Genomic DNA, 20,975 nt, shown 5'->3' on the forward strand with positions numbered 1-20,975 from the left:
TAAGTTTATAGTTATGTTCAATTGATGCGCATGATTCTATAAGAGATTTTTCGGGTTGTATAGCGCATTAGTAAACGCTTAACGGGAGATTTATATATAGGTATTAATTTTTAAATAATATGTTAATATAAAAATTATATAAAATAATTATTCACATTCTATCAGCGAGGTTGGCAAAAATGGTTAAAGATCATCAAGTAACGCCTGGCGCATCTACAGGTAAAATGGGTATTTTAACACTGGCTGTGATGAACATTACGGCTGTAGTGAGTCTCAGATTTTTACCCTCTGAAGCAATGTATGGTTTGAGTTCAATTTTCTATTTTGCCTTTGCGGCGATTGTCTTTTTAGTGCCTGTTTCGTTGGTGGCAGCAGAATTAGCGACAACATATCCTCAGCGTGGGGGCGTATTTCGTTGGGTGAGTGAAGCCTTTGGACCACGGATTGGTTTTTTAGCCATGGCGATGGTGTGGATTGAAGTGATTCCTTATTTTCCAACGGTGCTCACATTTGGTGCTGTATCGGTGGCATTTATTGATCCACAGGTGGGTGTTGCAGAGTCAATTGCGGCGAATAAATTCTACATCATGTTCTTTGTGCTTGCGGTGTATTGGGGATCCGTATTAATTGCTCTCAATGGCGTTGGCATCTTTGCACGTGTTTCAAAATGGTGCGGCATCATTGGCACGATCGTGCCTGCCATCATCATTACGATTTTAGGTTTCTCTTACTTTTTTTTCAGTGGTCATCAGCCTTTGATTGAAATGTCATGGGGTGCTTTGATCCCTGATTTTTCGCATTTCAGTAATGTTGTACTTGCAGCGAGTATTTTCTTAGCATACGCAGGGATGGAGATGAATGCGGTGCACATTAATGAGCTGGATAATCCCACGAAAAAATATCCCATTGCCATTGCGATTGCCTCATTGGGCACAGTGGCGATTTTCTTACTCAGCACGCTTGGCATTGCTTTTATCATCCCAAGTAAAGACATCAACTTAACGCAAAGTTTATTAATGGCGTATGACTTATTGTTTGCTTGGATCAATGCACAGTGGTTAGGCTCAGTAGTTGCGATTATGTTGGCAATTGGCGTATTAGGTGGCGTTGTGACATGGATTGCAGGACCAAATACAGGGATGCTCGCCATTGCCAAAGCAGGTTACTTGCCTCGTTGGTTCCAAAAAACCAATCGTCACGGCATGGGGGTGAATTTGATTTTAACGCAAGGCGTGATTGTCACAATTCTAGCCATCACTTTTGTGATCATGCCTTCTGTACAAGCAGCCTTCCAGATTTTGTCCCAATTGACGGTATTGCTTTATTTAGTGATGTACATCTTAATGTTTGCCGGGGCGATGTATTTGCGTCATAGCCAACCAACAATTAAGCGCCCGTATAAAGTGCCAGGCATGTATTTTTGGGCAGGATTGGGATTAGTGGGGGCATTGACAGCTTTTAGTTTAAGCTTCATTCCACCCTCTCAAATTGCTATTGGCAGCCCTACAGCCTACTTCTTATATTTGATTATATTGGTTGTCATCTTTGTCTCCATTCCGCTCATCATTTATGCTTGTCGTAAACCTGAATGGAAAGATCCCAATTCTGATTTTGAGCCCTTTACTTGGGAAAAAGGAGGGCAGTTATAATGGATCACTTACAAAATATTTTAGAAAATGCTTTTGAGCAATTTCATGGCGCAGAAGGTGGTCATAATGCAGATTACATCCCATTTTTAAACAATATTCCCAGTGAGCTTTGTGCACTTGCCGTTGTGGACGTGAAGGGCAATACTTGGCAATTAGGCGATGATGAATATCGCTTTGCCATAGAATCCATTTCTAAAGTGTGTACGCTGGCATTAGCGATGGCACAAAAAGGTCCTGAGGTGGTCAAAGATAAGATTGGTGCGAGTCCAACAGGCATGCCTTTTAATTCTGTCTTAGCGTTAGAGCTGCATGGTGGAAAGCCTCTCTCGCCTTTAGTGAATGCAGGTGCAATGTCTACAGTGAGTTTATTAACGGCGGCAGATCGCGAAGCACGCTGGCAAGCCATTTTAACCATGCAACAAAAAATGGGTTCGCACCAAATTGCTTTATCCGATGAGCTTAATACATCCGAGCAAAGCACCAATGCTCATAATAAAGGGATTGCGTGGTTGTTGTATTCAGCGGGCTATCTTTACAGTGATCCGATGGAGGCTTGTGATGTTTATACACGCCAATGTTCCACATTGTTAAATGTTGTTGAGCTTGCAACGATGGGCGCAACTTTGGCCAATGGAGGGCAAAATCCCATCACAGGTGAGCAGGTTTTAAATCCTGAGCACACGCCTTATATTTTGGCAGAAATGATGATGGAAGGCATGTATGACAGTTCTGGTGAATGGGCTTATAGTGTGGGTTTGCCTTCGAAAAGTGGCGTTGGCGGCGGCATTGTCAGCGTTGTGCCGGGTGTGATGGCGATTGCTGCATTTTCACCACAATTAGATGAGATGGGCAACAGTGTTCGTGGACAAAAGATGATTGCACAGGTTGCCAATGCTTTGAATTTTAATCTATTTAAAGCATGACATGACAAGGATAAAAAGGCTGCTGAGGCAGCCTTTTTCTATGGAGTATTAAAACTTCATCACTGTGATGTGCGGTGTTTTTGTGATGCCAAGTTCGCTTAAAATCGTGTGATAAATAGCATCTGTTCCACTGGTATAAATGTTCAGTGTACCTTCAGAAGTTTGTGGATTGAGTAGATTGTGTTGCTTTAAATAATCTGCCACCGCCGCTGCTTGATCATGCGCAGGATTGATGAATTGCACTTGGGACGCGGCATTCTTAAAGAGAGATTGCACAATCGGATAATGGGTACAGCCTAAGATGATATCTTTCAAATTCGGGTGCTTAGACAAAAGATTATGCACATGATGCTTGACATCCTCTTTAATGGCAGGCGCATCTAAATCTCCTTGTTCAATGAGATGGGCTAAATTTTCACTGGGTTCACCATAGACGGGCATATCCGGCTTTGTTTCATGGATTAATGCATCATAGCAACCTGTTTTAATGGTAAAGGCAGTGGCAATGACGCCCACATCTTGATACGGTTGCTTGAGTACATCTTCAACTGCAGGTTTAATCACTGAGATGACAGGAAAAGGATAATGCTTTTCATAGCCTTCATAAGTTTTTGAAAGAAAAGTCGAGGAGATGGTGTTACATGCCACCGCTACTAATTTAACCTCTTGATTTTGTAGAAAGTCAAACATCTTTTTTGTCAATGCAATGATCTCATCGCCTGAGCGATTGCCATAAGGTGCATTGCCATTATCACCGCAATAGATGATATTTTCATGGGGCAGTAACTTGATGATTTCTTTCGCAGATGTGAGTCCGCCAACGCCAGAATCAATAACAGCAATGGGTAAATTTTGCATATTTTCCATAATTATCAATCCTATTTTAAATGAGGAATTTATATATTATATTAATAAAATGTAATTATAAATATTTAAAGTGATTATGTAAGCATTGGCAACTGAGCAAGATGTCTGTTACTCTTTGTGGTTCCGTTTTTTTGAGTGGTTGATTCATCATGATGTTGCTTAACTTGCTGTGGATTTTAGCGCCGTTATTCATTGGCTTTTTTACGGTTGTGCGCTCGAAAACACTTTTGAAGCTGATTGACCACAGCTTAATGATCCTGATCTATTTGATTCTTTTTGTGATGGGGTTAAGCTTGGCCACGATGGAAAACCTCAACAGCGAGCTTGGTAATATTCTTTGGCAAACGGCGATTTACATCGTTTGCATTTTGGGGATGAATCTTCTGTTTTGCATCTATTTAGATCGTGCCTTGCCTGTCACAACACAAAAGGCCGCCGATTATCAAACCTCGACTTGGGGGCTTGTGTGGAATGCCGCAAAGCTCCTTGGCGCAATTGTGGCAGGGATTTTTGTGGGGCAAGGAATTTTAGCCCTCAATATGTTGGCGATGCATGACTTTAAAGTGATCAACGATGTGCTCGGGCAGGGCGCTTTGATGCTGTTGTTATTGTTTGTGGGCATACAGCTTCGCAGCAATGGCATTGGTTTAAAGGCGGTTTTCCTCAATCGTTATGGTTTGATTTTGAGTGTGGCGGTGATCATCTCTTCTTTTGTGGGCGGCATCATCGCCGCATGGTTCAATGGTCGCCCAGTGCTAGAAGGGCTCGCCATCAGCTCAGGCTTTGGCTGGTATTCATTGTCCGCAAGCGTGTTGCAAAAAAGTTTAGGGCCCACCGTAGGCAGCATTGCCTTTTTTAATGATCTCTTTCGTGAGTTTTTTGCTTTTGCAGTGATTCCGCTTTTAATGGCGCGTTATCCACTATCTGCAGTGGCATCGGGCGGGGCAACATCTTTAGATTTTGTGTTGCCATTAATCCAAAAAACAGGCGGCATCAAAGTGGTGCCCATCGCCATCAGCTTTGGGTTCATCATCAATTTAGTGGCGCCATTTTTCTTGGTCTTTTTTGGCAGCTTAGCGCAATAAAAAAACCTACGTTGCCGTAGGTTTTGTGTGGAATTACAGTGCAGGCGCAGCCGCAAGAGGTGCAGCCTCATCTTCTGCCTGCCAACCTTTGTAGGCCAGCGGTATAAAGGCAATGACGATGGCCAATGCCGCAATGAACCATAAGTAGTACGCAACGCCCATCGGTGTCATTTTAAGCAGTGCAATGGCAATCGCAGGTGTCAATGCACTGAAAATGGCATAAGAGATGTTGTAAGCAAAGGATAATCCGCTAAAACGAATCGCCGGTGGGAACATACGTGTGGCAATGATCGGCGGCAATGATGTACAACCTGCAAAAAAGCCCATCACTGCGTATAACGTCATCATCAATGGCACAGATGGGTTGTACATCAATGTGGTGTAAAATACGGCTGAGCTTATGATCAATCCGCCCCAAAAGAAGAGGGAGGCTTGACGCGTTTTGATGCGATCTTCCATCATGCCGCACACCACGCAGCCAATGACAATGAAAACAGCTGCCACTAACCCTGATGCGCGTGTAATGAGGGGATCCATCCCATAAATGCCTTGCAATACTTTAACAGGCGTAAATAAAATCCCAAGCATCACAGTGGTTGACAATGACCATGTGAGTAAACCCGTTAATAAGCAAGCCAAACGGTGCTTTTTCACAACGGCGACAATCGGAATCTCTTTGGACAATGCACGTTTTTTTGCCATTTCTTGGAATACAGGGGTTTCTGATAAAAAACGGCGCAAATAAACTGCCACTAAGCCCAAAATCCCGCCAATAATGAATGGAATTCTCCAAGCATAATCGGTGATGGCCGCTTTATTGTCCGCATAGATGATGTCAATGCCAAGGGAGATGGAAAAGCCTAATAAAATCCCACCGGCAATGCCACCCGTTAAAATGCCAATGCCAAGCCCGTAATGTTTTTTTGGGGCATGTTCAGCAATGAACACCCAAGCGCCTGGCATTTCACCACCAATGGCAGCGCCTTGTAACACGCGAAAGAGGATCAATAAGATGGGGGCAAAGATGCCAATGGTTTCATATGTGGGCATGATGCCAATGCATAATGTCGGGATGGCCATCATAAAAATGCTGAGGGTGAACATTTTTTTGCGTCCTAAAGTGTCGCCAAAGTGCGCCATCACAACGCCGCCAATCGGGCGCGCTAAGTAACCGGCAGCAAAGCCGCCCCATGCGAAAATGTCACCCCAAAAGCCTGCGGCAAGGTCGGCAGGTAAAAATAGGGGTTTGACCACCGTTTCAATGTAAAGCGCATAGATGACAAAGTCGTAAAATTCTAAGGTTCCGCCTAATGCAGAAAGTGAGAGGGTTTTCTTATCCTCTTTTGTCAAAGGCTGACGCCTTGATGTGGGCTGAGCGATTTCACTCATGGGTGACTCCTTTTTTGATGATTTTTATAGTGGTGGTAATAAAAAACCCGCCATTTGGCGGGTTTCGGGAAAATTGTGTGGTTTTATTTCTGCATCACAAAAAAGCTCCGAGTCCCGCAGGGCTTGAAGTAATAGAAATAAAAGAAATAAACCAGTGCAATCATTTTGTTCATGTCATCTTTTGTACAATTGTTCTGAAATAATTGCAAGCCTCTTCATAAAAATGATGAAAATAAATTGACAAAATAGCAAACTGTACTATCATGGTAGTACAGTTTGGATTGGGAGTTTCGAGTATGAAAAATGAAGATTATAAAGCCTTATGTGACGCATTATTGACGATAGAGGATGCAGAAAGCATGAACGCTTTTTTACGTGATCTTTGTACGCCCAATGAATATGCCGCATTTGTGGAGCGCTGGCGTGTGTGTCGCTTGTTGGCAAAAGAGCAATACTCATACCGTGAAATTCATGCCCTCACTGGGGCAAGTTTGACCACAATTGGGCGTGTTGCACGCTTCTTAAAAGATGAAAATAACAATGGTTACACCGCCGTTTTGGCAAAGATTGATCAGGCATAATTAAACATCAGGAGTATGGAATGAAAAAGACAGTATTGGCAGCAGCGCTTGGTATGGTGACTTTATTCGGTGCATCATATGCTGAGATGAAAAAAGTTTATGTGAATCAAATTGTCGAGCACCCGGCATTAGATCAAACGGCGCGTGGCATTAAAGATGGTTTAGAAAAACGTGGCTATAAAGCAGGTGAAAACTTAGATTATCGCGTGGAATCTGCGCAAGGCAACATTGCCTTAGCCAGCCAAATTTCCTCTAAATTTGTGAGCCAAAAAGCAGATGTGACGGTGGGCATTGGCACAACGTCAGCCCAAAGCCTCGTTAAAGCTGCCAATGAAGGGAAAACCAAAATGATTTTCTCCTCCATTACTGATCCATTAACAGCAAGTTTAGTGACCAAATTATCAGGCTCAAACAGCAATGTGACGGGCATGTCCAACAAAGTGGATGTGGTGCCACAGTTTGAATTGTTTAAAGAGTTATTGCCAAACCTTAAAACCATTGGCTTTATCTATAATCCTGCAGAAGCGAACTCCATTCAGCAGTTAGATGATGTACAAAAAGCGGCCAAACAATTGGGCTTAACAATTGTTGAGCAAGCTGTGAATAAAACCTCAGACGTACCACAAGCCGCCACACGCTTAGCGGGCAGAACAGATGCGCTCTTCATTTATGGTGATAATACTGCTTTAGCGGCGCTTGAAAGCATCGTCATGGCGGCAACAAAAGAGAAAAAACCTGTGTTTGTGGCAGATACAGATGCGGTTGAATTAGGCGCATTGGCCGCCCTTGGTCCTAATCAATATGATTTAGGGTTAGACACCGCAGAAATGATCGCCGATGTGTTAGATGGCAAAGACATCAACACCATTGATGTGGGTTTCCCAAGTGGTTTAGAACTTTACATCAACCAAGATGCGGCAGATAAATTGGGCTATACATTCCCAGAAGCCGTGACAGCGAAAGCTGCAAAAATCATCAAAAAGGATTAATGTTGCATGATCAGTATGTATGAGTTGGAGATGAGCCTGATTTTAGGGCTCATCTATGGGATCGTCGGGATGGGGATCTATTTAACGTTTCGCGTGATTGATTTCCCAGATTTAACCTGCGATGGTAGTTTTGTGTTAGGTGCAGCCATTTCAAGCGTGATGATTAAATATGGATACAATCCCTATTTTTCACTCTTGATGGCGATTGCAGGCGGCATGCTTGCAGGTTCTGTCACAGGCATTTTAAATTGCTATTTTAAAGTGACGGATTTATTGGCGGGGATTTTGGTGGCATTTATGCTCTATTCCGTCAATATCCATGTGATGGGCGGCATTCCTAACATTTCATTGTTGGGTAAAACGACGATTTTCACCTTCTCACCACTGATCTATTTAGCCATCATTGCCATTGTGCTTGTGGCGGTGTTCACTTGGTTTTTGAGCACCAATCTAGGTTTATCACTGCGCGCCATTGGTCAAAATAAGCGTTTATGCTTAAATGGCGGCGTGAATGTTAAATGGATGATCATTTTAGGCGTGGCGCTCGGCAATGGTTTGATTGCCCTTGGCGGTGCGTTGTTCTCTCAGCAGCAAGGCTTTGGGGATTTAACCTCAGGCATTGGGACGATCATTGCAGGGTTTGCTGCGGTGATCATCGGTGAGAAAATCTTGCCATTTCGCTCCCTTTGGGTGAAATTATTGAGCTGCGTCATTGGTTCAATTGCATATCGCGTGGTGACATCGGTGGCCTTAAACGTTGAATTCTTACACCTTCAAACCTCAGACTTTAACTTGATTGCAGGTTTATTGATTGTGGTGATTATGGCAATGCCGGGACGTAAAAATGCTTAAATTAGAATCCATCGATGTGGTTGTGGCAAAAGGCACAAAGCTTGAGCGAGAAGTGCTCTCTAACCTAAATCTTGAAGTAAAAAAAGGCGAGTTTTCCGTCATCATTGGCGGCAATGGCGCAGGTAAATCCACTTTGTTTAATGTGATCTCAGGTTTTATGAAGCCTGCGAAAGGTCGCATTTTGATTGATGATGTGGACGTGACGAATGCATCCCAACAAAAGCGCGCAAAAGACGTGTCGATTGTGATGCAAGATCCGCGTGTGGGCACCATGGAACGCATGACGATTTTAGAAAACATGGCATTTGCTGCTAAACGTGGCAAATTCAGAGGCTTGCAATTTTTCAATGGCAAGGCTCAGCGTGAGTTTTTCCAAGATCGTTTATCGTTATTGAACATGGGGCTTGAGGATCGCTTATCCGATTCTGTGATGAATTTATCAGGCGGGCAGCGCCAAGCGTTGAGCTTGATCATGGCGATTTTGGCAGATTCTAAGATTTTACTCTTAGATGAAATCACTGCTGCCCTTGACCCAAAAATTGCGGAAACGGTGATGTATTTGGCCAACAAAATTGTGGAAGATTCAGATTTAACCTGTTTAATGATCACCCATAACATGCATCACGCCATTGAATATGGTGATCGCACGATGCTCCTTAAAAATGGTCAGTTCTTAAAAACATTCACCCGTGAAGAGAAGCAAAACATTTCAGCGCCGGCTTTAGCGGCAATGTTTGAAGCCGACTTTGCGGATGTATAATCCTGTTGTTCATAAAGTTGCCCTGCATTGCAGGGCTTTTTTTATCCATGAATCTTTGGCGTGATGCGCACATAGATGAGTTCGCCCACAAGCTCCACCAATGTTTGCGTGACAATTGCAGTGATGGCCATCAGCACCCATTCGCTGGGCAATAACATTAAGACAAAAAACGATTCCACAAAGGGCTGAATGGAGAGCGCAGCCACAAAGCCTTGCCCCAAAAATAGATAAATATAAATGGGTAAAAGCAGCATTTGTAGGATCAATAAAATTGGCGTCGCGGCCAGCATCAATTTGCCATCGCCTTTGCCAAGGGTTGTGAACACAACGACATAATCAATACAAGGCGTGAGTAACACCAATAAAATGCCAAATTGCAGGGCAGGATGATCAGGAAAATAGGGAAAAGCTACACTCAAGACAAGCGGAATGATCACAAAGTTACTGAGCAAAATCGCACATAAAAAACGCGGTGCTTTTAAAATATCGAGAAATTTTAAAAAAGGAATCTGTACAAACATCCCATACATGAGGATGCCAAGCGCGATGGGTAAATAATCCATCGAATGGAAGGGCATAGATAATCCCACCACAATGGCAATGCCAAGGGTGATGAGATAAATACTCACTTGAGATCGTTCGAGTCGAGCCTGCACAGCGATGCTCCTAAATGATTCAAGGATAGCACTTTTTGTGGGCGGCGTTATAATCAAGCTCCTTTTATCAAGTAGGAATGATCATGATTACAGTGACCACATTGAAACAGTTGAAGGCAAAGCAAGAAAAAATCACCATGCTGACGTGTTATGACGCATCGTTTGCCCGCGTGATGGAAACCGCAGGCGTTGAGATTTTATTGATTGGTGATTCATTGGGCATGACGGTTCAAGGGTACACGAGCACATTGCCTGTCACCTTAGAGCAGATGATCTATCACACACAAAATGTGGCAAGGGGCAATCAAGCGGCGTTATTGCTCGCCGATTTACCTTTTGGCACCTATGAAGCCGATACCATCAGCGCGTATCAAAATGCAGCCGCCTTAATGAAGGCAGGCGCACACATGGTGAAATTAGAAGGTGGCATGCATCAAGTGGAGAAAACAGCATATTTAACGGCGCGTTCCATTCCTGTGTGTGCGCATTTAGGTTTAACGCCGCAATCCGTCAATACCCTTGGCGGTTATCGTGTGCAAGGGCGGGATGAAAGCGCAGCAGAAGCATTATTGACCGCAGCAAAAGCCCATGAAGCCGCCGGCGCTGCATTGTTGGTATTAGAGTGCATTCCGGCGCCTTTGGCTAAAAAAGTGACAGAAGCTTTAAGCATTCCTGTCATTGGCATTGGTGCAGGTAAAGATTGCGATGGACAAGTTTTGGTGTTACAAGATTTACTCGGCATTTATCCGAAACCACCGAAATTTTCGAAAAATTTCTTACAGGGTCAAGACTCCATTTTAGCCGCCATATCATCATACATTGCGGCGGTTAAAGCGGGGACTTTTCCTGAATCCATTCATACATTTGAAGCATAAGAGGATTACATGAAAATCATCCATTCCATTAAAGAGTTGCGCGCTCTTCGTCAAACATTATCATCCGTGGCATTAGTGCCCACAATGGGCAATTTGCACGATGGGCATTTGTCCCTTGTTGAGCGAGCAAAGGCAGCAGCGGATCATGTGATTGTCTCCATTTTCGTCAATCCCATTCAGTTTGGCGAAAATGAGGACTTTGGCAGTTATCCGCGCACGCTCGAAGCCGATTGTGAAAAATTGGCCAAAGCAGGCGTGACGGCGGTGTTTGCCCCAAGCGCGAAAGAGATGTATCCATCTGGCGTGCAATCTGTGCGTGTGGTGCCTTCAGACATTCAAAATGAGCTGTGCGGCGCAACCCGTGAAGGGCACTTTAATGGCGTGACCACCGTTGTGACAAAACTGTTTAACATCGTTACGCCAGATTGTGCATGCTTTGGGGAGAAGGATTTTCAGCAGCTGCACATCATCAAAGAGATGGTCAATGAGCTCAATGTCCCGATAGAGATCATCTCTGTACCCATTAAACGTGATGAAAAGGGTTTAGCACTGTCGAGCCGCAATGGTTATTTATCTGTTGAGGAGAAAGCCCAAGCCATCGAATTGTCTGAGTGTTTGCATACGGTGCGTGCGGCGATTTTAGAGAGCAATGAGGATTTACGTGCGATTGAGCAAAAGGCTATGGATCATTTAAATGCCAAAGGTTGGCAGGTGGATTATTTATCCATTCGTGATGCGGATACATTGGCCGTGGCAAGTGCGCGCACTGGCAATTTAATTGTCTTGGCGGCTGCAAAAATGGGCGCAACGCGTTTATTAGATAATTTAAGAATTTAACAGTATGTGATGGACACAGAAGCATATCTCAAGCGAGATATGCTTTTTTTGATTATGCTTTTTTGACGCCTAAAATAACGTGCGGTGCTTTAAAGAGGGCTTTAACTTTTTGACCTTCTTTAAGATCTAAGTTTTCAACGCTTTCATTGGTCACGATGGCCACAAGCTCAATGCCTTCAGCCGTTTTAACAAAGATTTCGCTGTTAACAGCGCCTGTTTTAACCGCAGAGACTGTCGTACTGAATTGATTGCGTGTTGAGAATTCATATTCATCCGTGTCTTCTGCGAGGATGATCCATGGCGCTTTGATGAGTGCAATCACTTCTTGACCGACAGATAATTCTAAACGACGAGTGCTGCCTTGTGTAATGCCCGCGACGATTTCTAAGCCATGGCCGATGTCAATGATCACTTCATCATTGGTCGCCCCTGTTTGGATGGCTTCGATGGTGCCTGTAAATTGGTTGCGTGCTGTTGTTTTCATGTTTCCTTCCTTACTTTACTTATGTTGTACTTTTAATGGTTCTTTGATCGAACGCATTTGAAATCATACACCATCTCGCAGGCCGGAAGATAGCCCTAAAAATGCGGGCGCGCGAAATTAAAATTTCACATAACGTGTTGGATTGATTGGGGAACCGTTCACACGAATTTCAAAATGAAGGATGTTTCGACCTTCTGAGCTTTTACCCATGGTGCCAATTTGCTGACCACTTTTCACGCGTTCACCTTCACGCACAGAGATGGAGGATAAATAGCCATAGGCGGTGTAAACATTGTTAGAATGCTTAACGATGACCAATTGCCCAAATCCACCGCTGCCAACACCTGCATACACCACTTGGCCATTGTTGGCACTGGTGACGGGTTGATTGAGATTGCCAGCAATCTGAATGCCTTTGTGACCTGGTAAATTCGGGTTAAAGTTACGCACCACTTTGCCTTGTGTCGGCTTATGCCAGCCGCCCATTTTGGGGATCGGTTGATTGTTATATGTGCTTGGCGCTTTAATCGTATGATCAGAAGTCGCTGTTGTTTTATTCGGTTTATAAGTTGATGTTTGAGTCGATGCCACCGCGCGACCGTCACGCACTTTAGCACCGCCTCTGATCTTCAATTGTTGACCCACCCGAATGTGATCAGGATTAGAAATGTTATTCATGCGACTTAACTCAGCGACCGAAAGATTGTAACGATTGGCAATGCTGTTTAAAGAGTCGCCAGAGCGAACGGTATACACACCATGGCTAGAACAGGCAGCAATCACTAACATGAACGGAACGATGAGGGTTGTACGCATAGATTTCATTGTCTTTTTATGAGTCTTCCAAAAATTTAAACAAGTTCGCAAAATAACCACTTTAACTGAGATTGTAAAGGATTAATTTTGCGAACATCCTGATGATTCTGAGCCATTACTCCGTGGCACAAATCGCGGTGATGTTCACCACACGGCGCACTGTGGCAATGTTCGTGAGGATCTGTACAGGTTTGGCAAAGCCCGTTAAAATCGGGGCAACCACCACGCTTTGCGTAATGGATTTGGCAAAGTTGTACGTCACGTTTGCAGAATCAATATTGTTGAACACAAATAAATTAGCATTGTTCGCTAAATGATTGGTGGGTAAATATTCATCACGATGATGTTTAAAGAGCGCCAATTCAGGTTGCATCTCGCCATCGACTGCTAATGTTGGCGCTTTCTCTTGTAAAATGGCCAAGGTTTCACGCATTTTACGGGAGAATTCTGTGTCCGCAGAACCAAAGTTTGAGTGAGAAATCAGCCCAACGCTTGGCGTTAACCCAAAACGTTCCACAATTTTCGTCGCTGCCAATGTAATGTCAGCGAGTTGCGCGGCTGATGGATTAACCGTCACATGTGTATCCGTGAAAAAGAGCGGGCCTTCTGATGAAAGCAATAAACTCACGGCTGAAGGCGCTTGATGGGCATCTTTTAAGCCCACGGTATCGGTAATGTGCTCTAAATGGTTTTGATATTGACCCAATGTACCCGCCACAATCCCATCAATGAAACCTTGATCAAGCAACATGCCACTTAACACATTTGGGCGCATTTGTAAGCGGTGATACGCCCAATCAGACGTTAAACCTTTGCGGCACATTTTGGCATAATACGCTTGATGACACTCAGTTAAATGTGGTGGATCACGGTAATCGATGATCTGTACGTAATCGCGATTGGTGCGGCTGATGGTGTCTTCACGTCCCAATACTTTTGTGGGTAAAGTGATGGATAAATCTGCCAATTTTGCTTGAATCACTTCCGCTCGGCCCACCAACACAGGGTTGGCCAATTGTTCATTGAAGATGATTTCAGCAGCACGCAATACGCGCTCATCTTCACCTTCCACATAGGCGATGGTGCGGTAATTGTGTTTAGCTTCATCAAATAAAGGCTTCATGATCATGGATGAACGATACACGAGCGAGGTTAAATGTTGGCGGTATTCGTTTAAATCCTCAATCGGGCGCTTAGCCACGCCAGATTCCATGGCAGCTTTGGCAACAGCGACTGGCAATTCAATGATGAGGCGCGAATCAAAAGGTTTTGGGATGATGCTGTCTTTGCCAAATTTTGCCGTCATGCCTTTACGGGAATGCGGCATGTTGATGCTTGCGCTTTGTTGTGCAAGGCGGGCAATGGCATTGACGCACGCAATTTTCATGGCTTCGTTGATTTCTGTGGCGCCACAATCTAATGCACCGCGGAACAAGAATGGGAAGCACAATACGTTGTTGATTTGGTTAGGGTAATCTGATCGACCTGTGGCCATAATGGCATCTGGGCGAACTTCTAACACCAATTCAGGGCGAATTTCTGGTTCAGGATTGGCGAGGGCAAAAATGATTGGGTTCGGCGCCATTGTTTGAACCATTTCAGGCTTTAACACGCGCGGCGCAGATAAACCTAGGAAAATGTCTGCATCACAAATGGCATCGGCTAAGGTGTTGTGCGGCGTTTCTTGTTGATAGACTTTGTTGTATTGATTTAAAGTCTCTTCAGGGCGGCGCGTATTGATGATGCCATCGATGTCAGACACCAAAATATTCTCTTTTTTAAGGCCAAGGGAGACCAATAAGTTTAAACAGGCAAGGGCAGCAGCACCTGCGCCACTACACACTAAGCGCACAGATTCAATCGGTTTATTCACCAATTTTAAGGCATTCATGATGCCGGCAGCCACGATGATGGCGGTGCCGTGTTGATCATCATGGAACACAGGAATGTTCATGCGCGCTTTTAACGCCGCTTCAATCTCAAAGCATTCAGGCGCTTTGATGTCTTCTAAGTTAATGCCACCAAAAGTGGGTTCTAAACTGGCCACCGCTTCAATGAATTTTTGTGGATCTTGTTCATCCACTTCAATGTCAAATACATCAATGCCTGCAAATTTTTTAAAGAGGACGCCTTTGCCTTCCATCACAGGTTTACCAGCAAGGGCACCAATATTGCCCAAGCCTAAAACAGCGGTCCCATTAGAAATCACCGCCACTAAATTACCTTTTGCAGTGTAATCAAGGGCGGCTAAGGGATTTTCTTTAATCTCCTCACAAGGATAGGCAACACCCGGTGAGTAAGCGAGGGAAAGGTCGCGTTGATCACTCACGGGTTTTGAGGGAACAACCGCCACTTTACCGGGTTTAGGAAAGCGGTGATAATTGAGTGCCGCTTTTCTAAACTCTATCTCTTTTTGTGCTTTATCGTTGGTTGTCATGATTCCTCCAGAATTTTGTTAAATTGTGTAAAATTTACGCATAAAAATGCTAAAATTTAATGGTTAATGTTACCAAAAAATGTAATTATTGACTATTCTATATAAAGTATTAGAAATATAATAGAGGTCGAGCACAACATCGTTGTCGATGATCTGTGCTATAATCGTCCCATCAATTTTAGGGAGGTTTACATGAATAAATCCTTAGTGTTAAGAGCGAATTCATTGCCAGCAGTCAGTGATGATTTTAGCGCGTACACTTCTGCCATTGCAGATATCCCAACCTTAACGGCAGAAGAAGAGCGCGAGCTTGCAACCCGTTTGATTGAACACAATGATATCCAAGCGGCGCAGTTGCTTGTGATTGCCCATTTGAAATTTGTTGTACACATTGCCAAAGGCTTTTCTGGCTATGGTTTACCTTTAGTGGATTTAGTCCAAGAGGGCAATGTGGGCTTAATGAAAGCGGTCAAACGCTTTGACCCAAAATATAACGTCCGTTTGATCTCTTTTGCAGTCCATTGGATCAAATCGGAAATCCATGACTTTGTGATTCGTAACTGGCGCATTGTAAAAGTGGCCACCACGAAAGCACAACGCAAACTCTTTTTTAACTTGCGTTCTTCTAAAGAGCGTTTAGGTTGGCTCAATGAAAATGAGGCCGCAACCATTGCTGATGAACTCAATGTGAGTGTAGATGAAGTCAAACGCATGGAATCGCGCCTATTTTCTAATGATGTTTCCTTTGACTTATCAAACAGTGATGATGACAATGAACATTATTCACCGTCAGAATGGTTGGCCGATGAAGAGATGGATCCATCGATGCAAGTGGAGCAAGATGATACGGATAATCGTCGTCTAGAAGCTTTGACAAAAGCCATGGCAAGCTTAGATGATCGCAGCCGTGACATCGTTCAGCGCCGTTGGATGGAAGTGGATGACAGTAAAAAACCGACGCTGCATGAATTGGCAGCAGAATATTCAGTCTCCGCAGAGCGCATTCGTCAAATCGAAGCGCAAGCGATGACAAAATTGAAAAAGTTTTTAGTGGAATAATCGGATTGAGCGTATGAGCTATCGAAAAATTTTAGCATTGGTTTTTGGGGCATTGATTTTGCCCCTTTCAGGATGTGCCCCCGCTTTGGTGTTTGGCACCGTTGGCACAACGGGCGTGATTATGGCAGATCGCCGCGCAAACTCCGTGATCATTGAAGATCAGGAAATTGAATTTAAGATCGATGGCATCATTCGTGATTTGCCATACAGCTCTAAAAACCACATCAATAAGGTGAGTTATAATCGCCATGTATTGTTAGCCGGGGAAGTGTACACCCGTGACATTGGCATTACGCTTGAAGAACAAGTGAAGAAAATTCCGGGCGTTGTTGAGGTGTACAATGAGCTTGTGATTGCACCGCCATCTTCTATGGCTGAACGTGCAGAAGACACCTTCATCACTGCAAAAGTCAAAGGCGAGATTGCGCTTTTAACCATCTCACCTGATTTTTATGCAGGCAACGTCAAAGTGGTGACAGAACGAGGCTATGTTTATTTAATGGGCTTACTTAAACCGACAGAAATGCAACCTGTGATTGATGCTGCGCGCAAAGTCTCTGGCGTGATTGAAGTGGTGCCATTATTCCAAACGTATTACCCAGAAAAGAAAGGATAAGGATAGAGAATGAAATATGATGTGATTGCCCTTGGTGCCGGTTCCGGCGGCATCTCCGTTGTGGAGCGCGCAGCAAGTTATGGCGCAAAATGTTTAGTGATTGAAAAAGGCACTGTGGGCGGTACATGTGTGAATGTGGGCTGTGTGCCAAAGAAAATCATGTGGAATGCATCCCACGTGGCAGACACCATTCACAATGCGATAGGTTATGGCTTTGATGTGGATTACAAAGGCTTTTCATGGGCTGCATTGAAGGAAAAGCGCGATGGTTACATCAACGGCATCACCGGTTGGTACGGTGGTTACATTGAATCCTTAGGCATCGATTATGTGGAAGGTGCGGCTAAATTTGTGGATGATCACACCATTGAAGTCGATGGCAAGCAATACACCGCAGATCACATTGTGATTTCAACAGGTGGTCGTCCACGTGTGCCTTCTGATGTGAAAGGCGCTGAACTTGGCATCACATCCGATGATTTCTTTGCCTTAGAAACACAACCTAAACGCATTGCTGTCATTGGTGCAGGCTACATCGCGGTTGAAATTGCACAGTTGATGCATGGTTTAGGTTCTGAATCTCATTTATTCTGTCGTCATGACAATGTGCTTCGCAGCTTTGATGACTTTGTGACCGATGAATTGAAGTTAGAACTAGAAAAAACGGTTCATTTACATACAAATTCAGCAATTGAAGCATTAGAGCAAAGAGACAATGGCATTGCTGTGATCTCTAATCATGGCGCGATTGAAGTGGACACTGTCATTTGGGCAATTGGCCGTGATTTAAATACTGATGACATTGGTTTGGAAAATACCTCTGTCATCGTTGAAGCAGATGGCGTGATTCCCACAGATCAATTCCAAGAAACGAATGTTAAAGGTGTGTTTGCGTTAGGTGACATCACGGGTAAATTCCCATTGACGCCAGTGGCCATTGCTGCAGCGCGCCGTTTAGCGGATCGTTTATATGGTGGCAAAGAGGGCAGATACTTACCGTATGAGAACATTGCGAGCATTGTCTTTTCTCATCCGCCGATTGGCACTGTGGGCATGACGGAAAAAGAGGCCAAAGCCCAATATGGTGAAGATGCCATTAAGTGTTACACCACATCTTTCACATCGATGTATTCAAGCTTTACGCCAAACCCTGTCAAAACAGCCATGAAACTCATTGTGGCAGGCGAGAATGAAAAAGTTGTGGGCGTGCATTTGTTTGGTCCACAAGTGGATGAAATGCTCCAAGGCTTTGCAGTTGCGGTGCGTATGGGTGCTACGAAACAAGATTTTGATGATACAGTGGCCCTTCACCCAACTTCCGCAGAAGAATTGGTCACAATGCGCTAAACTTAAAATTCATTTTGTATTACAATAGCTCTTTTCGTAGTTAAAAGAGCTTTTTTATGTTCGCAGAATTCTTCTCAGGGATTGATTGGCAGTTAATCGCGATATTGATTGGGTCCGTTGGGCTGGTGTTAGCTTTTGAGTTTGTCAATGGATTCCATGATACCGCCAATGCCGTAGCTACAGTGATTTTCACCAAATCCATGAAGCCAGGGATGGCGGTTTTTTTATCGGGCATATTTAACTTTTTAGGGGTGGCCTTTGGTGGCTTAGCAGTGGCATATGCCATTGTGAATCTATTGCCGATGGAATTATTGGCAACGGCAAACTCCACAAAAGGTTTGGTGATGATCTTTTCACTCTTGATTGCGGCGCTCATTTGGAACTTAGGCACATGGTTCTTTGGCATTCCGGCATCGAGCTCGCACGCCTTGATCGGTTCAATTTTAGGTGTGGGTTTGGCCAATGCTTTGATTGAGCATGGCTCTTTAGTGGAAGGCGTGAACTGGCACAAAGCTTGGGATGTCTTTTTCTCCCTCTTATTCTCACCCATCATTGGGGCGGGGATTGCCGGCTTATTCATGATTCTATTGTTAAAATGGAAGCCAAAAAGCAACATTCACAAAACCCCGCACATTCGTCACAACATTGAGAAGAAAAAACGTCCGCCATTTTGGCCGCGCTTTTGTTTGGTGTGTTCGGCAATGGGCATGAGTTTTGCCCATGGTCAAAACGATGGTCAAAAGGGCATTGGCCTTGTGATGCTTGTCCTTTTTAGCATCGTGCCAGCGCAATTTGTGGTGAACATGAATTCAAACGTCTATGACATTCAGCAAACAAAAGTTGCCGCACAATTGATTGTGACGTCATATGATAAAAACAAAGAGGTGATGGAGCAAATTTTCCCGAAACCCACGCACGAGATGAAAACGTTATTCAGCTGTGAGCCATCAGAAATGGTGAAGCATGCGGATAAATTGGTGGGTTTATTAAATGGCATCACCAGTTACAGTCAATTAGATACGGATCAACGTTGGGCGGTGCGCAATGAAGTGTTGTGTCTTGGTAATATCTCTAAGAAATTAGAGCACGCCGATGAGTTATCAAGCGCGGATCGTCAAACGTACAAGAGCATTTCCAAAGATTTAACAAAAACAACACAATACGCACCCATTTGGGTGATTTTGGCGGTGGCTGTGGCACTTGGTTGTGGCACCATGATTGGCTGGCGCCGTGTTGTGAATACTGTGGGCGGTAAAATCGGTAAAAAAGAGATGACGTATGCTCAAGGCATGAGTGCTCAAATTACCGCAGGTGTGTCGATTGCATCTGCCAGTTATTTTGGTTTACCCGTTTCTACGACACATATTCTATCAAGTGCCGTTGCAGGGACAATGGTGGCCAATAAATCTGGCCTACAGGCCTCCACAGTTCGAAGCATTTTGATGGCTTGGGTATTAACATTGCCTGTGTCCATCATTTTAGCCTTTGGACTGTATTACATTGGTAACCATTTATTTATCTAGATTATGAACAAATTATTAACAGTTGAAGAAGGGGCTGCGGCACTGATCGCTCAAGAGATCATTGTCTACCCCACAGAGGGCGTTTATGGCATCGGTGGCGATGCGCGCAATGTTGAGTTGGCCAAAAAAATCTGTGCCATCAAAGGGCGCCCTTTAAACAAAGGGCTCATCGTATTGGTGGATGATTTATCTCGTTTAGACGATTGGATCATTCCATTAACCGAAGAGCAAAAAGAACGCATGAAGACATTAGACTACGGCTTTCATCACACATGGTTGGTGCCTAAAACCGAAAAGTGCCCGATTGAGTTGTCCGGCGATTCTGATGATTTAGCTGTGCGTTTAACCACACATGCCACCGCACGTGCTTTGTGTGAACAATTGGGCGCACCGCTGATTTCCACGAGTGCAAATGCCCAAGGTGAGCCTTCCATTTTAACGAAAGAAGATGCATTGGCTTTTGATCATCCATTCATCTTTGGCGTGGTTGATGGTCAATTAGGCGGGCTTCCGCAAGCCACAAAGATTCAGCATGTGGTGACAGGTGAGGTTTACCGCGTCTAAATTTTGATTCCTATCAAAATTGTGCAGAAAATAAAACCTTTTGCGTTTATGATTGAATTGAGTGCGGCATAATAGCCCCAATTGATGGAAAACCATAAAGGAAGCACAATGACAAATTTAGATTATAAAACTCCCCCGAATATGGAACTCTCTGATTTGCCAGAAGGTGTCACAGAGTATGAAGAGAAAACCTTGACCTATTACGATGGATCAACGCGCCGCATTTATGTGGTGGATGAAGAGGTTCCATATCCTGATGGTCGCTTGATTGTTTCGCGCACCAATACCGATGGCATCATCACGCATGCGAACCAAGCGTTTGTGGACATGTCCGCATGGACAGAAGAAGAGCTCATTGGCTCGCCGCATTCGATTTTGCGTCATCCGGATGTCCCACCTGTGATCTTTCAAGATTTATGGAACACTGTGCAATCGGGTCAGCCTTGGCGTGGATTTGTGAAGAATTTGCGTAAAGATGGTCGTTATTATTGGGTGTATGCAACCGCTAGCCCAAACTATGATGATGGTCACATCATTGCATACACATCTGTGCGCCGTAAGCCTTCGCAAGAAGGGGTGAACCAAACCTTGGAAACCATTGCTAAATTGTGGGCGGCAGAGTAATCAACAGCCCATTAAACAAGAGTCATAAAAAAAGCCCAATTC

21 protein-coding genes are annotated in these 20,975 nt (G+C 44.2%); 15 read left to right on the top strand and 6 right to left on the bottom strand.

Annotated features, from left to right (window positions below):
* The first annotated feature begins 179 nt into the window (after positions 1-179).
* Complete coding sequence (gene gadC, locus B143_RS09740) at positions 180-1,649, top strand: glutamine/gamma-aminobutyrate antiporter GadC (RefSeq protein ID WP_018122591.1); 1,470 nt, start codon at positions 180-182, stop codon at positions 1,647-1,649.
* Positions 1,649-2,572 carry a glutaminase A gene (gene glsA, locus B143_RS0106055; protein ID WP_018122592.1) on the top strand — a complete coding sequence of 308 codons (924 nt, stop codon included), beginning with the start codon at positions 1,649-1,651 and terminating at the stop codon, positions 2,570-2,572. The genes gadC and glsA overlap by 1 nt, the downstream gene beginning before the upstream one ends.
* Before the next feature lie 48 nt (positions 2,573-2,620).
* Here glsA and murI read toward each other — a convergent pair whose 3' ends face one another.
* Positions 2,621-3,439, bottom strand: a complete 819-nt coding sequence (gene murI, locus B143_RS0106060) for a glutamate racemase (RefSeq protein WP_018122593.1) — start codon at positions 3,437-3,439, stop codon at positions 2,621-2,623.
* 149 nt (positions 3,440-3,588) lie between these two features.
* Here murI and B143_RS0106065 point away from each other — a divergent pair, with 149 nt between their 5' ends.
* The gene (locus tag B143_RS0106065) at positions 3,589-4,524 is read left to right on the top strand and encodes a LysO family transporter (RefSeq protein WP_018122594.1); all 936 of its coding nucleotides are present in this window, start codon (positions 3,589-3,591) and stop codon (positions 4,522-4,524) included.
* A gap of 33 nt (positions 4,525-4,557) precedes the next feature.
* Here the strand turns inward: B143_RS0106065 and B143_RS0106070 are convergent, their stop codons facing one another.
* The gene (locus B143_RS0106070) at positions 4,558-5,913 is read right to left on the bottom strand and encodes an MFS transporter (RefSeq protein ID WP_018122595.1); all 1,356 of its coding nucleotides are present in this window, start codon (positions 5,911-5,913) and stop codon (positions 4,558-4,560) included.
* Between the two features lie 296 nt (positions 5,914-6,209).
* On the opposite strand from B143_RS0106070, the gene B143_RS0106075 reads away from it, so the two are divergent.
* The 4 genes from B143_RS0106075 to B143_RS0106090 are packed head-to-tail and all read left to right on the top strand — an operon-like array spanning position 6,210 to position 9,095.
* Entirely contained in the window at positions 6,210-6,494 is a 285-nt protein-coding gene (locus B143_RS0106075; protein WP_008315749.1) for a YerC/YecD family TrpR-related protein, read from the top strand.
* A 20-nt stretch (positions 6,495-6,514) separates the two neighbouring features.
* The gene (locus B143_RS0106080) at positions 6,515-7,483 is read left to right on the top strand and encodes an ABC transporter substrate-binding protein (protein WP_018122596.1); all 969 of its coding nucleotides are present in this window, start codon (positions 6,515-6,517) and stop codon (positions 7,481-7,483) included.
* Between the two features lie 6 nt (positions 7,484-7,489).
* On the top strand, positions 7,490-8,335 hold the full coding sequence (locus B143_RS0106085) for an ABC transporter permease (RefSeq protein WP_008315747.1): 846 nt from the start codon (positions 7,490-7,492) through the stop codon (positions 8,333-8,335).
* Complete coding sequence (locus tag B143_RS0106090) at positions 8,328-9,095, top strand: ABC transporter ATP-binding protein (RefSeq protein ID WP_018122597.1); 768 nt, start codon at positions 8,328-8,330, stop codon at positions 9,093-9,095. The genes B143_RS0106085 and B143_RS0106090 overlap by 8 nt, the downstream gene beginning before the upstream one ends.
* 41 nt (positions 9,096-9,136) lie before the next feature.
* On the opposite strand, the gene B143_RS0106095 is transcribed toward B143_RS0106090, so the two are convergent.
* Positions 9,137-9,751, bottom strand: a complete 615-nt coding sequence (locus B143_RS0106095; RefSeq protein ID WP_026165738.1) for a hypothetical protein — start codon at positions 9,749-9,751, stop codon at positions 9,137-9,139.
* Between the two features lie 83 nt (positions 9,752-9,834).
* Between B143_RS0106095 and panB the strand changes: the two genes are divergently transcribed.
* The gene (gene panB, locus B143_RS0106100) at positions 9,835-10,626 is read left to right on the top strand and encodes a 3-methyl-2-oxobutanoate hydroxymethyltransferase (protein WP_018122599.1); all 792 of its coding nucleotides are present in this window, start codon (positions 9,835-9,837) and stop codon (positions 10,624-10,626) included.
* 9 nt (positions 10,627-10,635) lie between these two features.
* Positions 10,636-11,463, top strand: a complete 828-nt coding sequence (panC, locus tag B143_RS0106105) for a pantoate--beta-alanine ligase (protein WP_018122600.1) — start codon at positions 10,636-10,638, stop codon at positions 11,461-11,463.
* Positions 11,464-11,515: 52 nt separating this feature from the next.
* Here the strand turns inward: panC and B143_RS0106110 are convergent, their stop codons facing one another.
* From B143_RS0106110 to B143_RS0106120, 3 genes are all read right to left on the bottom strand, one after another.
* On the bottom strand, positions 11,516-11,947 hold the full coding sequence (locus tag B143_RS0106110) for a TOBE domain-containing protein (RefSeq protein ID WP_018122601.1): 432 nt from the start codon (positions 11,945-11,947) through the stop codon (positions 11,516-11,518).
* A 117-nt stretch (positions 11,948-12,064) separates the two neighbouring features.
* Positions 12,065-12,763, bottom strand: coding sequence for a peptidoglycan DD-metalloendopeptidase family protein (locus B143_RS0106115; RefSeq protein ID WP_018122602.1), 699 nt, complete (start codon positions 12,761-12,763; stop codon positions 12,065-12,067).
* Between the two features lie 115 nt (positions 12,764-12,878).
* Complete coding sequence (locus tag B143_RS0106120) at positions 12,879-15,200, bottom strand: NADP-dependent malic enzyme (RefSeq protein WP_018122603.1); 2,322 nt, start codon at positions 15,198-15,200, stop codon at positions 12,879-12,881.
* 192 nt (positions 15,201-15,392) lie between these two features.
* Between B143_RS0106120 and rpoH the strand changes: the two genes are divergently transcribed.
* The 6 genes from rpoH to B143_RS0106150 all read left to right on the top strand — a co-directional run bounded on the left by rpoH (position 15,393) and on the right by B143_RS0106150 (position 20,933).
* The gene (gene rpoH, locus B143_RS0106125; RefSeq protein WP_008315736.1) at positions 15,393-16,259 is read left to right on the top strand and encodes an RNA polymerase sigma factor RpoH; all 867 of its coding nucleotides are present in this window, start codon (positions 15,393-15,395) and stop codon (positions 16,257-16,259) included.
* 13 nt (positions 16,260-16,272) lie between these two features.
* Positions 16,273-16,875, top strand: a complete 603-nt coding sequence (locus B143_RS0106130) for a BON domain-containing protein (protein ID WP_008315734.1) — start codon at positions 16,273-16,275, stop codon at positions 16,873-16,875.
* 9 nt (positions 16,876-16,884) lie between these two features.
* Positions 16,885-18,222, top strand: a complete 1,338-nt coding sequence (gene gorA / locus B143_RS0106135; RefSeq protein WP_018122604.1) for a glutathione-disulfide reductase — start codon at positions 16,885-16,887, stop codon at positions 18,220-18,222.
* 56 nt (positions 18,223-18,278) lie between these two features.
* Entirely contained in the window at positions 18,279-19,745 is a 1,467-nt protein-coding gene (locus B143_RS0106140) for an inorganic phosphate transporter (RefSeq protein WP_008315732.1), read from the top strand.
* 3 nt (positions 19,746-19,748) lie between these two features.
* Positions 19,749-20,309: an L-threonylcarbamoyladenylate synthase gene (locus tag B143_RS0106145; RefSeq protein WP_018122605.1), complete on the top strand. Its 561-nt coding sequence runs from the start codon at positions 19,749-19,751 to the stop codon at positions 20,307-20,309.
* Positions 20,310-20,417: 108 nt separating this feature from the next.
* Entirely contained in the window at positions 20,418-20,933 is a 516-nt protein-coding gene (locus B143_RS0106150; RefSeq protein ID WP_008315730.1) for a PAS domain-containing protein, read from the top strand.
* Positions 20,934-20,975: the final 42 nt, after the last annotated feature.

It is taken from the genome of Wohlfahrtiimonas chitiniclastica DSM 18708 (assembly GCF_000375345.1).
Classification (GTDB): domain Bacteria; phylum Pseudomonadota; class Gammaproteobacteria; order Cardiobacteriales; family Wohlfahrtiimonadaceae; genus Wohlfahrtiimonas; species Wohlfahrtiimonas chitiniclastica.

What these genes read in the sequence shown, in the direction of transcription:
- B143_RS0106150 (WP_008315730.1), top strand. Translation starts at nt 20,418, where the DNA reads ATGACAAATTTAGATTATAAAACTCCCCCGAATATGGAACTCTCTGAT.
- gorA (WP_018122604.1), top strand. Translation starts at nt 16,885, where the DNA reads ATGAAATATGATGTGATTGCCCTTGGTGCCGGTTCCGGCGGCATCTCC.
- B143_RS0106110 (WP_018122601.1), bottom strand. Translation starts at nt 11,947, where the DNA reads ATGAAAACAACAGCACGCAACCAATTTACAGGCACCATCGAAGCCATC.
- B143_RS0106090 (WP_018122597.1), top strand. Translation starts at nt 8,328, where the DNA reads ATGCTTAAATTAGAATCCATCGATGTGGTTGTGGCAAAAGGCACAAAG.
- B143_RS0106065 (WP_018122594.1), top strand. Translation starts at nt 3,589, where the DNA reads ATGATGTTGCTTAACTTGCTGTGGATTTTAGCGCCGTTATTCATTGGC.
- B143_RS0106115 (WP_018122602.1), bottom strand. Translation starts at nt 12,763, where the DNA reads ATGCGTACAACCCTCATCGTTCCGTTCATGTTAGTGATTGCTGCCTGT.
- panC (WP_018122600.1), top strand. Translation starts at nt 10,636, where the DNA reads ATGAAAATCATCCATTCCATTAAAGAGTTGCGCGCTCTTCGTCAAACA.
- murI (WP_018122593.1), bottom strand. Translation starts at nt 3,439, where the DNA reads ATGGAAAATATGCAAAATTTACCCATTGCTGTTATTGATTCTGGCGTT.
- B143_RS0106145 (WP_018122605.1), top strand. Translation starts at nt 19,749, where the DNA reads ATGAACAAATTATTAACAGTTGAAGAAGGGGCTGCGGCACTGATCGCT.
- panB (WP_018122599.1), top strand. Translation starts at nt 9,835, where the DNA reads ATGATTACAGTGACCACATTGAAACAGTTGAAGGCAAAGCAAGAAAAA.
- B143_RS0106075 (WP_008315749.1), top strand. Translation starts at nt 6,210, where the DNA reads ATGAAAAATGAAGATTATAAAGCCTTATGTGACGCATTATTGACGATA.
- B143_RS0106140 (WP_008315732.1), top strand. Translation starts at nt 18,279, where the DNA reads ATGTTCGCAGAATTCTTCTCAGGGATTGATTGGCAGTTAATCGCGATA.
- B143_RS0106085 (WP_008315747.1), top strand. Translation starts at nt 7,490, where the DNA reads ATGATCAGTATGTATGAGTTGGAGATGAGCCTGATTTTAGGGCTCATC.
- rpoH (WP_008315736.1), top strand. Translation starts at nt 15,393, where the DNA reads ATGAATAAATCCTTAGTGTTAAGAGCGAATTCATTGCCAGCAGTCAGT.
- gadC (WP_018122591.1), top strand. Translation starts at nt 180, where the DNA reads ATGGTTAAAGATCATCAAGTAACGCCTGGCGCATCTACAGGTAAAATG.
- B143_RS0106070 (WP_018122595.1), bottom strand. Translation starts at nt 5,913, where the DNA reads ATGAGTGAAATCGCTCAGCCCACATCAAGGCGTCAGCCTTTGACAAAA.
- glsA (WP_018122592.1), top strand. Translation starts at nt 1,649, where the DNA reads ATGGATCACTTACAAAATATTTTAGAAAATGCTTTTGAGCAATTTCAT.
- B143_RS0106130 (WP_008315734.1), top strand. Translation starts at nt 16,273, where the DNA reads ATGAGCTATCGAAAAATTTTAGCATTGGTTTTTGGGGCATTGATTTTG.
- B143_RS0106080 (WP_018122596.1), top strand. Translation starts at nt 6,515, where the DNA reads ATGAAAAAGACAGTATTGGCAGCAGCGCTTGGTATGGTGACTTTATTC.
- B143_RS0106120 (WP_018122603.1), bottom strand. Translation starts at nt 15,200, where the DNA reads ATGACAACCAACGATAAAGCACAAAAAGAGATAGAGTTTAGAAAAGCG.